At 65.6% G+C, this 12,765-nt stretch carries 14 protein-coding genes; 4 read left to right on the top strand and 10 right to left on the bottom strand.

The window, feature by feature from the left end:
• Positions 1-5: 5 nt before the first annotated feature.
• Both ACIOU8_RS13850 and ACIOU8_RS13845 read right to left on the bottom strand, forming a co-directional pair.
• Entirely contained in the window at positions 6-941 is a 936-nt protein-coding gene (locus ACIOU8_RS13850; protein WP_400790529.1) for an NAD(P)-dependent oxidoreductase, read from the bottom strand.
• Positions 922-2,055, bottom strand: coding sequence for a glycerate kinase (locus ACIOU8_RS13845; protein WP_400790526.1), 1,134 nt, complete (start codon positions 2,053-2,055; stop codon positions 922-924). Before ACIOU8_RS13845 ends, ACIOU8_RS13850 begins: the two co-directional genes overlap by 20 nt.
• Before the next feature lie 62 nt (positions 2,056-2,117).
• Here ACIOU8_RS13845 and ACIOU8_RS13840 point away from each other — a divergent pair, with 62 nt between their 5' ends.
• A complete protein-coding gene (locus ACIOU8_RS13840) occupies positions 2,118-2,843 on the top strand; it encodes a FadR/GntR family transcriptional regulator (protein WP_400790523.1) in 726 nt (241 codons plus the stop codon).
• 38 nt (positions 2,844-2,881) lie between these two features.
• Here the strand turns inward: ACIOU8_RS13840 and ACIOU8_RS13835 are convergent, their stop codons facing one another.
• Positions 2,882-3,199: a hypothetical protein gene (locus ACIOU8_RS13835; RefSeq protein WP_400790520.1), complete on the bottom strand. Its 318-nt coding sequence runs from the start codon at positions 3,197-3,199 to the stop codon at positions 2,882-2,884.
• 235 nt (positions 3,200-3,434) lie between these two features.
• On the opposite strand from ACIOU8_RS13835, the gene ACIOU8_RS13830 reads away from it, so the two are divergent.
• The 3 genes from ACIOU8_RS13830 to ACIOU8_RS13820 all read left to right on the top strand — a co-directional run bounded on the left by ACIOU8_RS13830 (position 3,435) and on the right by ACIOU8_RS13820 (position 6,830).
• Positions 3,435-4,388 (top strand): nucleoside hydrolase, encoded by a 954-nt coding sequence (locus ACIOU8_RS13830; protein WP_400790517.1) that lies wholly within the window; start codon positions 3,435-3,437, stop codon positions 4,386-4,388.
• A gap of 74 nt (positions 4,389-4,462) precedes the next feature.
• Positions 4,463-5,419, top strand: a complete 957-nt coding sequence (locus ACIOU8_RS13825) for a nucleoside hydrolase (RefSeq protein WP_400790514.1) — start codon at positions 4,463-4,465, stop codon at positions 5,417-5,419.
• A gap of 79 nt (positions 5,420-5,498) precedes the next feature.
• Positions 5,499-6,830 (top strand): ABC transporter substrate-binding protein, encoded by a 1,332-nt coding sequence (locus ACIOU8_RS13820; RefSeq protein ID WP_400790511.1) that lies wholly within the window; start codon positions 5,499-5,501, stop codon positions 6,828-6,830.
• An 87-nt stretch (positions 6,831-6,917) separates the two neighbouring features.
• Here the strand turns inward: ACIOU8_RS13820 and ACIOU8_RS13815 are convergent, their stop codons facing one another.
• The 7 genes from ACIOU8_RS13815 to ACIOU8_RS13785 form a co-directional block, all read right to left on the bottom strand.
• Positions 6,918-7,934: a HoxN/HupN/NixA family nickel/cobalt transporter gene (locus tag ACIOU8_RS13815; protein WP_400790509.1), complete on the bottom strand. Its 1,017-nt coding sequence runs from the start codon at positions 7,932-7,934 to the stop codon at positions 6,918-6,920.
• A 24-nt stretch (positions 7,935-7,958) separates the two neighbouring features.
• Positions 7,959-8,648 carry an urease accessory protein UreD gene (locus ACIOU8_RS13810; protein WP_400790507.1) on the bottom strand — a complete coding sequence of 230 codons (690 nt, stop codon included), beginning with the start codon at positions 8,646-8,648 and terminating at the stop codon, positions 7,959-7,961.
• Positions 8,645-9,424: an urease accessory protein UreG gene (gene ureG, locus ACIOU8_RS13805; protein WP_400790505.1), complete on the bottom strand. Its 780-nt coding sequence runs from the start codon at positions 9,422-9,424 to the stop codon at positions 8,645-8,647. The genes ACIOU8_RS13810 and ureG overlap by 4 nt, the downstream gene beginning before the upstream one ends.
• Positions 9,417-10,001 (bottom strand): urease accessory UreF family protein, encoded by a 585-nt coding sequence (locus ACIOU8_RS13800; RefSeq protein ID WP_400790503.1) that lies wholly within the window; start codon positions 9,999-10,001, stop codon positions 9,417-9,419. The genes ureG and ACIOU8_RS13800 overlap by 8 nt, the downstream gene beginning before the upstream one ends.
• A gap of 105 nt (positions 10,002-10,106) precedes the next feature.
• Complete coding sequence (locus ACIOU8_RS13795; protein WP_400790502.1) at positions 10,107-11,804, bottom strand: urease subunit alpha; 1,698 nt, start codon at positions 11,802-11,804, stop codon at positions 10,107-10,109.
• Positions 11,797-12,123 carry an urease subunit beta gene (gene ureB, locus ACIOU8_RS13790; protein ID WP_400790500.1) on the bottom strand — a complete coding sequence of 109 codons (327 nt, stop codon included), beginning with the start codon at positions 12,121-12,123 and terminating at the stop codon, positions 11,797-11,799. Before ureB ends, ACIOU8_RS13795 begins: the two co-directional genes overlap by 8 nt.
• 24 nt (positions 12,124-12,147) lie before the next feature.
• Positions 12,148-12,450, bottom strand: coding sequence for an urease subunit gamma (locus ACIOU8_RS13785; protein WP_400790498.1), 303 nt, complete (start codon positions 12,448-12,450; stop codon positions 12,148-12,150).
• Positions 12,451-12,765 lie beyond the last annotated feature (315 nt).

Raw genomic sequence — 12,765 nt, 5'->3', positions numbered from 1 at the left:
TCTATTCATCGCGAAATCGAATTACGCACGGGGCTTCCGTTCCGCAGCGCGGTGAGATTCGCGCGCACCAACGCGGTCGCACCCCGCGGCCTGTTGCCCGCCACATGCGGAGTGAGGATGAGGTTCGGCGCCGTCCAGAGCTCGCTGTCAGCCGGAAGCGGCTCGACCTGCATGACATCAAGGGCTGCGGCTCGGAGGGAACCGTCTCTCAGCGCTCCGAGCAGCGCGGATTCATCGACCGTGGCTCCTCTGCCCACGTTGACGAAGACCGCACCCTGCTTGAGAGCCGAGAACCGTTCGCGGTCCATCGCCCGCAGGGTCTCCTTCGAGGCAGGCAGGATCGAGATGAGCACATCGGTGACGGCCAGACGCTCGTCGAGTCGCTCCGCCGCCACGACGGGGTACCCGCCGCGCTCGCCGTCGGACTGCGCGACGCCGAAGACGTCGGCCCCTAACGCGGTGAGCAGCGGCGCGAGCTCGAGGGCGATCGAGCCGAAGCCCCAAATGGTCACCGCGGCGCCTGACAATGTGTAGAGCCCCTGCGTCTGCGGAGCCTGCTGAACGGCGACGAAGCCGTGCGCCCACCTGCCCTCACGCTGTTCGCCGAGCAGGAGGTCGAGCCGACGGACGAGCGCGAGCGTGAGAGCGAGCGCGTGCTCTGCCACCGTGGTGTCGTGAAGGGAGCGTCCGGATGCGATGACCGCTTCCGGAGCGAATCCCGCGGCGATCACCGCATCCGGACCTGCGGCCAACGTCTGCACGAGCCGCACGCGGGTGAGCGCGGTGGCGAGTTCCTCCAGACGGTGCTGCGGGTTCTGCCAGACCACGAGCACGTCCGCGTCGGCATGCTCAGCAGGCAGCGGATCGCCGACGACGTAGTTCACGACATCGACATCCGCATCGAGGTCGAGTGAGATGGTGTCAGGGACGAGTACCTTCATCTTCTTTCCTTTCATCGCGGGTCGCGCGAGAGAGTGCGACCCGGGAAGCCAGCGCGCTTCCTGCATCAGACAGGTAGCGAAGCGTATGGAGCATCGCACTCTCGGACGATCCCGCGAGGTCGTCGAGGGCGACGGCGTCCTGGAAGGCCGGTCGAGTAGGGGCTTCGATGCGCCCTGCGATTAGGAAGGTACGGTCAGGGGCGAGTTGCGCCACGTACGAAGCGACCTTTCCACCAGCGGTCTGATGATCGAACCGCCCTTCGCCCGTGATCACGACGTCGGCACGAGCGATTGCGGCAGAGAGCTCCAGCGCCGAGGCGACACCGTCCGCGCCGGACGACATCTGAGCACCCCACACGAGCAGGCCGTACCCGGCTCCACCCGCTGCACCGGCGCCCGGCGCGTCGCCCGAGCGCGCCATGACGCGAGCGAACCGTCGGAGGTTTCGATCGAGGGTCTGAGCCTGATCGGGTGATGCCCCCTTCTGAGGGCCGAACACCGCGGCTGCGCCCCGGCGACCGAACAGCGGATTGACGACATCGCTGAGGACCACCGCGCCTCCTCGAGGCAGCGGGCGCATGTGCGACATGTCGCGGGAGGCGATGTCGGCCAACCCGGTGCCGCCGCGCGCGATCTGCTCACCGGAATCATCGAGAAGACGGGCGCCCAAGGCGGTCAGCATTCCCGCCCCGCCGTCGGTCGAGGCGCTCCCACCGATCGCGAGCACCAGCCGCTCGGCCCCCTGCTCCAGCGCATGGTCGATCACCTGGCCGAACCCGTAGGTGTGCGTTTCGATCGGAGACAGCGGGTCGAGAAGGGTGATGCCGCTCGACTCCGCGAGCTCGATCACCGCAGCCCCGTCAGGCAGCTCGATCCAGGAGGCGAGGACGTCGCCCTCGAGCGGGCCGCTCACCTGTGTCCAGCGACGCACCGCACCCGGCACCGAGGCCTCGAAGGCGCTGAGTGTGCCCTCGCCCCCGTCTGCCATCGGTCGGCACTCGATCTCGTCCTCCGGTCGGATCGCTCGCCATCCTGACGCGATCGCCGCCGCAGCCTCCGCAGCTGTGGCCGTCCCCTTCAACGAGTCCGGCGCGATGAGTACTCGCAATACCATCAGGTCCTCCTCCTACGCTTCGCGTGCGCTGGCACGACCTCGCGAGGCGCTACGGTCGATACATGCCACCGGACTCTCCCTCGCGACGTCGCTATCTCACCGTTGCGCAAGATCTTCTCTCGGCGATCGCGAACGGAGACTACGCTCCGGGCGACCGCCTCCCCTCGCACGGCGACATCGCCGCCGACGCCGGAGTCTCGCGCGCGACCGCCCGAGAGGCCTTCCTGGCGCTGGAGCTGGTCGGGTCGATCGAGGTCCGCCACGGCGACGGCACCTTCGTGAAGCGCCTCGCTGCGGTCGCGTCCGATTCTGGGTCCCCGCTCGACTCGCCGCCTCGCGATCTCATCGAAGCGCGGCTCTCGATCGAGCCCCTGGTTGCTGGCCTGGCCGCTGAACGCATCACCGGTGCGCAGCTGGAGAGGCTCGAGAGAAATGTGGAGGAGGCCGCGGCGATCGCCCATGATCAGACGCGCATCGCCGACTTCGTCGCGCTCGGGTTGCGCTTCCACGCCGATCTCGCCCCCACCTGCGGCAACCATGTGCTCGCCGACATCGTGTCGCAGCTCGTCAGCGTCGAGACCCACCCGCTGTGGGCGCTCGTGAATCAGCGCGGAATGCTCGATCTGCGTGATCGGACCGCGCAGATCGATGAGCACCGGAAGGTGCTCAGCGCGATCTCGAACCATGACTCCGCGACCGCGACGACCGAGATGCGCACGCATCTGTGCGCGCTCGACACGGCCATGTTCCCCCACGCGCCCCGCACGACACTGGTCCCCCGAGGCTGACGCCGGCGACCGTTCGACCGCCGGTGTCGGAGCGCGCATCACCGCTCCGACACCGCTCGGCCCACGGCCTCCTGGAGCACGGGCGCGTTGCCGGGGATCATCGCGCTCTGAGCGGCGCGGCGTCGGGTCACCAGGATGTGCACGAGCGTGATGACGCCGATGGCGCTCCATGCCGAGTTGAGCACGACCGCGGGCCACGATTGGCTGGCGACGGTGCTCAGCACCATGAGGAAGGCTCCCGTGGCGTTGAGCGAGTGGTAGACCACACTCCGGCTGTCGAGCTGCTGGCTCGCCAGCATCGCGAAGGCGCTCAAAACGAGGATCATCCCGATCCAGCCCGCCGTTTCATACAGCATGTCCATCTCCGCCTGCTCATCGTCGATCGCGCAGCCATCGCCGCTTCGGCGCAAGCGTAATCGTTCTCGCTTCCAACGCAAAAACAGAGAACAGATGTCTTGCACATCAGAGGTTGGACATGTACAGTCGAGCCACCCCACCACAACGCCCACGGGCCGGGTGGCCCACGGCAATGACGCCCCGCTTAGTCGAGGCTCGTGCGTAATCGTTATTACAATCAAGGAGTTCGGCACCATGCCTCAGAAGATCATCCTCGACGTCGACCCCGGGCACGACGACGCGATCGCGATTCTGCTCGCTCAGGGCAACCCTGAGATCGAACTCGCGGCCATCACCTCCGTCGCCGGAAACCAGGTGCTGGAGAAGACGACCTACAACGCCATGCGCGTCGCCACGCTCGTGGGAGCGACGAACATCCCGATCGCTCGCGGTGCCGAGTTCCCGCTCGTGCGCGAACAGATCACCGACGGCAGCGTGGACGCGGGATCGGTGCACGGTGTCACCGGTCTCGACGGACCCGAGCTTCCCGAGCCCTCGATGGAACTGGATCCGCGTTCTGCCGCACAGCTCATCATCGACCTCGTGATGGCAGGCGAGCCCGGCGAGTACACCCTCGTGCCCACCGGACCTCTGACCAACCTCGCCCTGGCGATGCGTCTCGAGCCGCGCATCGTGGGTCGGGTCAAAGAGGTCGTCCACATGGGCGGCGGCTACACCATCGGAAACGCCACCGCCGCGGCCGAGTTCAACGTGCTCGCCGACGCCGAGGCTGCAGCAGCCGTGTACGCCGCCGACTGGACGGTCACGATGGTCGGGCTCGACCTCACGCACCAGGCGATCGCCACCCCCGAGGTCCGCGATCGGATCCGTGCCATCGGCACCGACCTCTCGCGCGTCGTCGACGAGTGGCTCGACTTCTTCGGAGCCGGCTACGAGTCGGTCTGGAAGATGCCGTACCCGCCCATCCACGATGCATGCGCGGTCGCCCGTGTCATCGCGCCCGAGGTCGTGCACTCGGAAGAGGCGTGGATCGCGGTCGAGACCAAGGGTCAGTGGACCTACGGCGAGACGGTGACGGACTTCACCGGCACCGGCGGACAGCCGTTCAACAACCTGGCTGCCACGAAGCTCGACTTCGACGCCTTCTGGGATCTCATCGTCGACGCCATCAAGCGCCTCAGCGCCTGACAAGACCGGTGCGCGGTCGTAGCCGATCGCGGCCGCGCACCTTTCACCACCCGCCCTCGAACGAGGTGAAGCAGATGAACAGACGACTCATCCTCGATGTCGACACAGGGACCGACGACGCGATCGCGATCATGATGGCGGGCCTCTCCCCGGACCTCGATCTGATCGCGTGCACGACTGTATGGGGAAACCACGATGTCGACACCACGACGGAGAACACCCTCCGCGTGCTCGACCACATCGACCACTCCGATGTGCCGGTGTATCGCGGACTGGGGAAGCCCTACGCGCCCATCCCCTTCCTGTTTCCCGACTACGCCGACAGCGACAGGACGATCGTCCATCCCCACGACTTCCCGATCGCTTCACGCACGAGTGATGTGCGCGCGACGCCGGCCGTCGAATGGCTCGTCGAGACGCTGCGCGCCGCCACCGAGCGAGTCACCCTCGTACCGGTCGCACCGCTGACCAATATCGCCGCGGCGATCACTCTCGATCCTCGGATCGTCGACGCGGTCGATGAGGTCGTGCTGATGGGCGGCGCTCACGCGTTGGGCAACGTCACCCCGGCGGCCGAAGCCAACATCTGGCATGACCCGGTGGCCGCCGACGTCGTGTTCCAGGCGGGCTTCGAACGTCTGGTGCTGGTGCCGCTCGACGCCACGCATGAAGCGATCGTCTCGCTCGACCAGACACGCGCTCTGCGCGCCACGGGCACCCCGGCGGCCGTCGCCGCTGCGGCCATCATCGAGCAACGCATCACGGGGTACAACGAGATCCTGCCCACCGGCGCAGCAGACACGGCTCCGGTGCACGATGCGCTGTGCATCGCCTACCTTCTCGACCCCGCGGTGCTCGATGTCGCGCCGTACCGCGTGCAAATCGACACGGTGAGCCCCCTGTCTTTCGGCAAGACCATCGTCGACGTCGACAATCGTGCGCGCAGCGCCGCGAACTGTCACGTGGCACTCGGCGCCGACGCGACACTCTTCAACGATCTGATGTTCCGCACGCTGTCAGAGGGGAGGTAGGGCTCGACTGCACGGCGATGCGAAGACGCATCGCCACCACTTCTGGCGTGACGATGCGCCAGCTGAAAAGGAGCGACGAATGCACTCCCTTGCACCACAGCGACGCGCACGGCGTGTCACCCTTCTCGCTGTCGGCGCGATCTCCGCAACGGCTCTGGTCCTGAGCGGATGCTCGGCCGACAACGGTTCGACCTCCTCCGACGGGACGGTGACGCTCACCGTCATCCGCTCGGCGGACAACGTGCCCACCGACGCACAGATGGAGGCCTACACCGAGTACACGGACGGCCGAGTCCAGTTCGACCTCACCGAAGTGCCCTTCGGCCAGTTCGCCGACAAGGTGAGCGTGCTCAGCACCTCGGCCAATCCGCCCGACATCTACGGGTACGACATGCCGAACACCGCGAACTATGCCTCCGAGGGTGTTCTGCTCCCATTGGACGAGTACCTCCCCGACGGTTGGAAGGACGACGTCCTCCCCGCGACGCTGAAGGAAGTGACCTACGACGACCAGATCTACTCGATGGGCGTCATCCAGGACGCACTCGTCCTCTATTACAACAAGACGCTGACCGACGCAGCCGGCATCGAAGTTCCCACGACGCTCGAGGACGGCTGGACCTGGGCTGAGGCTCACGAGGCGATGATGCAGTGCCAGGAAGGCACGCCGGAGAATCCCGACATCTACGGCCTCGCTCCGACACAGCTCGGTTCGGGTACACCTGGCCCCGTGTACAGCGACCTGCTGTACCTGCGCAGTGCCGGCGACCCGGACGCGCCGAAGGACTCCAGTGCGTACAAGACGTTCTACGCCCTGTCTCCCGATGGCGACGAAGTCGATGGTTGGTTGAACACGCCGGAGGCCATCGAGGCCGCCGAGTTCTACCAGTCGCTCTTCAACGGCGACACTGCCGTCACCTCGAAGACCGGCCGTCCGAACGCATTCGCCGACGGAATCGCCTGCTTCGACATCTTCCAGTCGCTGGGCATCTCCGCCGTGGAGGGCGTGGACTTCGAGTGGGGCGTCGCGCCCCTTCCGTACATCAAGTCGCCGATCGTGCACACCGGCGCAGTGACGCTGGGCGTGAGCAGTAAGTCAAAGAACGCCGATGAGGCTGCGGAGTTCGTCGTGTGGGCGAGCACTGGCGACGGCGCGAAGAACCACAGCATCGCCGAGAGCCGCCTGCCGAACCTGACATCGGTGTACGACGAGATCCCGGAGTTCCACGAGCCGCCTCGTGCGCTGTTCTTCGAAGAGCTGACCCAGTGGGGCCAGCCGCGTCCCCCGACGGTCGCGTTCTCGCAGTACAGCCAGATCGTCGAGACCGCTCTGAAGAACATCGCCTACGGCAGTGATCCGGAAGAGCAACTGAACTCCGCCGTCGCGCAGTTGACCCCGATGCTCCAGTAAGCATCTCCACGAGACAGAACCGGGTGGGTGTCCCTGAGACACCCACCCGGTTCTGTTCTGGTCGAGGCCCCTCTCCCCGCGGCGAACTCAGCGACGGCGGGCCGCCCGGGCGTGCAGCGAGGCAAGGCCCCAGATCAGGAGCAGCGCCGCCGTCAGACCGATACCCAGATAGGACACGTCGATGCCCCACGCAGGCTCACCGACCGCGGCGAGAACGACGTCGACGAGCTGGACGATTCCGACGACGAATGCCACGACGATGCCGACGAGGGTCAGGAGCACGGCATGGTTGCGCAGAGCGCCGGTGTTCGCCGTGGCTCTGTACGCTCGGCCGATGGCAGCCCCCTGCGCCGTGTCGAGCAACGTCATCCCCGCGGCGAAGAGCACGGGTAGGACGAGAATCGCGTACCACGGTACTCCTGAGATCGATGACGTGCCGGCGAGGATGAGCAGGCCCACCTCCGTCGCGGTGTCGAACCCGAACCCGAAGAGCATTCCGACGAGGTACATCCGGCGAGGGTTGTCGATCTTCGCGCCCACCCGCTCGAGAACCCGGGTCACCGGCCCGCCCACCGAGTGGACCGAATAGACATCGCGCCGACGGCGACGCCGCAACGCGATGAGGTTCAGCACGCCCAGGAGAAGGAGGAACACTCCTGAGAACGTCGGCCCCCAGAAACCCGTGAAGGTCTGCAATGCGGAATCCTCGTCGAGAAGGAGTTCGCCGGCCGCATGGACGCCGAAAGCGAGGACGATGCACATCAGGAGCACCACGGAGGAATGCCCGAGAGAGAACCACAGTCCCACCGACGATGACGGCCTGCCCAGTTCGACCATCCTGCGCGTGGTATTGTCGATCGCCGCGATGTGGTCTGCGTCGAAAGCATGTCTCATCCCGAGCAGGTAGGCGGCGATTCCGAGCGCAGCGCCGAACACCGTGGCTCCGCTTGCTTGGGAGCCCATCACGAAGCCTTGAGGGACGACGGCCAGCAGAAGCACGCCCCAACCGACGAGGTGGAGCCCGACGACGATGACCACGGCGGGCATCAGGTCGCGCACCTCACGTCGGCGGGAGTCAGTGGGAGCGATCTGGTCTATGGACATCTGCGGCCTCCTCAGGCGTGCCGGTCATAGTGGACGAGTGTTCTCGAAGGGTGAGAGATGGAGTTCGGTGCCGAGCCACCGCGCGCCGAACCGCCCGGCACCGAAGTCCATGACTGTCGTGTGATCATCGGTCGACTGCACGCCGGAGGCGGTGGGATCCACGATCTGCACGGAGTCGACGACCCTCCATCCGTTCGTGCCGGTCAGATCGGGACGCTGTCCGTCCACGCGAAACTCCTCCACGTGGATCGCCCCCTCGCCGTCCTCGATGTGCAGGAAGGAGTGCACGATTCCGCCCAGCTCCTCCGCCCTGCCGAGAACGATGACATCGCGCAGATGCAGACGAGCCGAACCGATCAGACGGACCTCGGAGCGGCGCACCACGTGCGCCTGGTCGGAGACGACCATGGGGTGCGCGTCCCATCGCAGCGAGGCACGGTCTCCGATCACGGCGCTGAAGACCCACTCCGACTCGGCTCCATCGCTCGGATAGACCACGGTGCCGCCGACGTCGATGATCTCCAGATCGCACCCGTCATCGACTCTCACGTCGATGCGCACGGAGTCCCCTCCGAGCAGCATCGCGCCGCCGCTGAGCAAGGCGACGCGCACATGTCGCGGACCTCGTTCGATGAGCCGCGGTACGAGCAGCGTTCCCTCGAGTGCGACCGACGCTCTTTGCTCGCCGGGCGCGACGCGGATGCGAGTGGTCACTCGTCGCGCACCGCACGGGGTTCGTGTTCGTCGCCTTCGACATGGGTGTGCGCGTGATCGTGATCATGGCTGTGCGGGTGCTCGTGGTCGCCGTCCTCATCGGCGTGGAAGTGCGGGGCCATCGGACCGGGGTCCTGCGGCACGAGGGCTCCCGATCGCAACTCACCGAGCGTACGGAGCACCCAGGCCTTGAGCGCGAGGACGGAGTCGTCGTCGTGCCTGGAGAGCGCGAGGACGACTCGCCCGTCACGCGCGACCGCTGCATCGCTGAGCATCAGTTCGACGTCCACTCCCACGTGCGGAGCGAGGTCGGTCTTGTTGATGATGAGCAGGTCCGCGCGGGCGATCCCCGGTCCTCCCTTGCGGGCGACGTCGCCACCTCCCGCGACATCGAGCACGAACAGCTGGGCGTCGACCAGAGCAGGCGAGAACGTGGCCGTCAGGTTGTCACCGCCGGACTCGACGAGTACGACGTCGAGAGGAGCGAAGTCGTGTTCGAGGTCTTCGACTGCCAGGAGATTCGCGGTGATGTCATCGCGGATGGCAGTGTGCGGGCATGCCCCGGTCTCGACAGCACGGATACGCTCCGGCTCCAGGACACCGGCGGAACGAAGGAAGCGCGCGTCCTCGTCGGTGTAGATGTCGTTCGTGATGACACCCAGTCGGAGTTCACCCGACAGGGCTCTGCACACCGTGGCGATGAGAGAGCTCTTCCCGGTACCGACGGGGCCTGCTACCCCAAGCCTCAGGGTGGTTCGAGGGGTGGATTCATGCACGATAGAGCCTCTGCTTTCTTCGGGAGTGCTGGAACGCCCACAGTTCGTGGAGCGGGGCGGAAGAGGACGGGATGGATCGGGGATCGCGCACTTCGACGAGCGACTCGATCCGGCTCTCATGGTCAGCGCAGATCTGCACGGCGCCGGAGATCACGGTGGAGGGATCGGCCGGCGCGAGCTTCAGGTATGCCGTCACCACGGCCATCGCCTCGTCGTAGAAGACGGAACGCACCAGATCGTGAGCGGAAATGCCGGCGAGCGCTGCGAACGTCCCCGTCACCATGGCGCGCGGAGGCAGGACCGGCAAGGCATCGAGTCGTCGTCGCTGATCTGCAGACGGGAAGAGGACGCGCGAGAACCGGAGCAGACCACGTCCCAATCCACGGGAGACTTTCCGGACGTCGAGGACCGGGGTCCGCGCGACCCATTCCCTCTCGATTCGGGACAATGACGACTCGAGTTCGCTGGGACCAGCCGATCGGACTGCATGTGCGGTGACCACAGCAGTCGCTGCTTCCACCGTCGCACTCGCGCGCAACCTGGAGTCGATATACGCGAACACATCGCTCGGAGGCATGCCGGCAGCGAGCGCAGGCTCCAGTCCGGAGGACGAGACGTGCGAGCCGGCCGGGAGCCGAGAGTCGTTCAGGAGAAACGTGAGAAAGGCCGCAGACATAGGCCATCAGAAGAGGTTGTAGAGCTGCGCGAGCGGGAGGAGCTCCGAGGGCGCCGGGCGCACGGGCTCGCCGTCGATGGCGATCTCGAAAGTGTCTGCTCGGATGTCGATGCGCGGCATGGCGTCGTTGTTCTTCATGTTTCGCTTGCCGACATCCCGCGTCGGATCCACGATGTCGATACGACGTCGGAGCCCCAGCTCGTCCGCGAGTCCGGAAGCTGCGGGGGACACGAAAGTGATGCTGTGATCAGCGCCGGTGATCGCGCCGAAGGTCTCCCTCATCAGCACGGGTTGAGGGGTTGGGATGGAGGCGTTCGGGTCGCCGAGGGCCGCCCAGGCGATGGCGCCTCCCTTGACCACGAGCGACGGACGCACGCCGAAGAAGCGAGGATCCCAGAGGACGAGGTCGGCGATCTTGCCCTGCTCGATCGACCCGACGACACGGTCGATGCCGTGCGCGATCGCAGGATTGATCGTGTACTTCGCGACGTATCTGCACGCGCGGGTGTTGTCCGCCCGCTCCCGCTGGTGCAGCTTGCCCCTGGCATGCTTCATGACATGCGCCACCTGCCACGTCCGTGTGATGGTCTCTCCGATCCGCCCCATAGCTTGGGCATCCGATGAGGTGATAGACAGCGCACCCAGATCGTGCAGGATGTCCTCGGCAGCGATCGTGGTCGCCCGGATCCTCGACTCGGCGAAGGCCAGGTCTTCAGGCACGGAGGACTTCAGATGATGACAGACCATGAGCATGTCGAGATGCTCTGCGACAGTGTTGACTGTATGCGGCAGGGTCGGGTTGGTGGACCCGGGAAGGACATTTTCCATGGCCGCGATACTCAAGATGTCGGGAGCATGCCCACCACCCGCGCCTTCGACGTGGAAGGCGTGTATCGAGCGGCCGCCGATAGCATCGACCGTCGATTCAAGATAGCCCGCCTCATTGAGAGAGTCGGAGTGCAACGCAACCTGAAGCCCAAACTCGTCGGCCGCGGTAAGTGCGGAATTGATCGCTGCAGGTGTGGCGCCCCAATCCTCGTGCACCTTGTATCCTGCGGCGCCAGCCAGGGCCTGCTCGGCGAGTGACGCCGACGAGACCGTGTTGCCCTTCCCGAGAAGCAGCACGTTCATCGGGTAGTCGTCGAGTGCCCGGTGCATCGCCTTGAGATGCCACGCTCCGGCCGTCACCGTTGTCGCCTTCGAGCCCTCCGAGGGACCCGTGCCCCCACCGACGACAGTGGTGATGCCGGCAGCCGAGGCCTCGTGCAGCTGTGACGGCGACAGCAGGTGCACATGCGAATCGATCGCCCCTGCGGTCAAGATCTTCCCTTCTCCCGCGATCACGTCCGTCGAAGGACCGATTAGCAGTTCAGGGTGCACGCCGTCGGCGATGTCGGGGTTGCCCGCGCGCCCCAATGCAACGACGCGGCCCTCCCGCAATCCGACATCAGCACGAACGACTCCCCACCAGTCGAGCACGATGACGTTGGTGATGACGGTGTCGAGAGCTCCGTCGGCGCGGGTCGCCGTTCCTTGCGCCATGGACTCCCTGATCGATTTTCCTCCGCCGAACACGGCCTCCTCGCCTCCGAAGGTGAAGTCCTGCTCGACCTCGATCCAGAGGTCGGTGTCGCCGAGCCGGACCTGGTCTCCGACCGTCGGCCCGTACAGAGAGGCGTAGCGGCGCCGGTCGATTTCACTCATGAGCTCTCCTATCCACGATCCTGATACCCGCGACGAAAGCGCGACCTCGCAGCCGGACGACAGGTAGTCGGCGCGATGCCCCCGGCTCGAAACGCTGCGAGGTTCCCGATGGGATGTCGAGACGGTGGCCGAGAGCCGTCGCACGATCGAACTCGAGTGCGGGGTTGACGTCGGGAAGATGGATGTGAGAACCGATCTGAATCGGCCGGTCGCCCGAGTTGACGAAGACGATTGAGTTTCGTTCGTCGTCGTGACGGTCAGAGTTGAGCGTGTGAGTACCCGGTGCGACGCGGATCGCTCCGGGCCCTGACTCCTGCATATGTACCATGTTGTCGTCGCCTGCTCAGTCGATAGGATCGTGGATGGTCACGAGCTTGCGACCGTCGGGAAAGGTGGCTTCGACCTGAATGTCGGTGAGCATCTCCGCCACACCTTCCAACACATCTGCGCGGGTCAGAACGGTTCGCCCCTCGGACATGAGTTCGACGACAGAGCTGCCCTCTCGGGCGCGTTCGATCACCCAGGTCGCAAGCAGGGCGACCGACTCCGGATGATTGAGGCGCAGACCCCTGCCGTGTCGATCTCTCGCGACGATTCCCGCAACAGCGAGGAGAAGCTTTTCCTGCTCCGATGGTGAGATCAGCACGATCGTGTCTCTGCGGGGTCTGAATAGGTCATGAGCCCGACGTTACATATCTAATGTCTGAGGAACAAGACATCAGATGTGTAATGGTCGCATCTTTACATGGTCGAAACTTCCTCGACTCACACTCGTAATGGGAGCCCGCCCGCGTACCTGTCAGTACAGGTCGACGAGCTCAGACGATCAGTTCATGCCTGCCAGACCACGGGAGTGGACGGAGTTGCGTCTACGACGCTCTCAATCACCACGTCACACTTCACGAGCAGCCCGCGCGAGCGGCTCGTAGTCACAAGCTGGTACCCGTCGCCTTCGCAAGAT

Source organism: Microbacterium sp. NPDC087589, from assembly GCF_044743635.1.
GTDB lineage: Bacteria > Actinomycetota > Actinomycetes > Actinomycetales > Microbacteriaceae > Microbacterium.
This window is presented reverse-complemented; position numbering and strand designations above follow the sequence as displayed.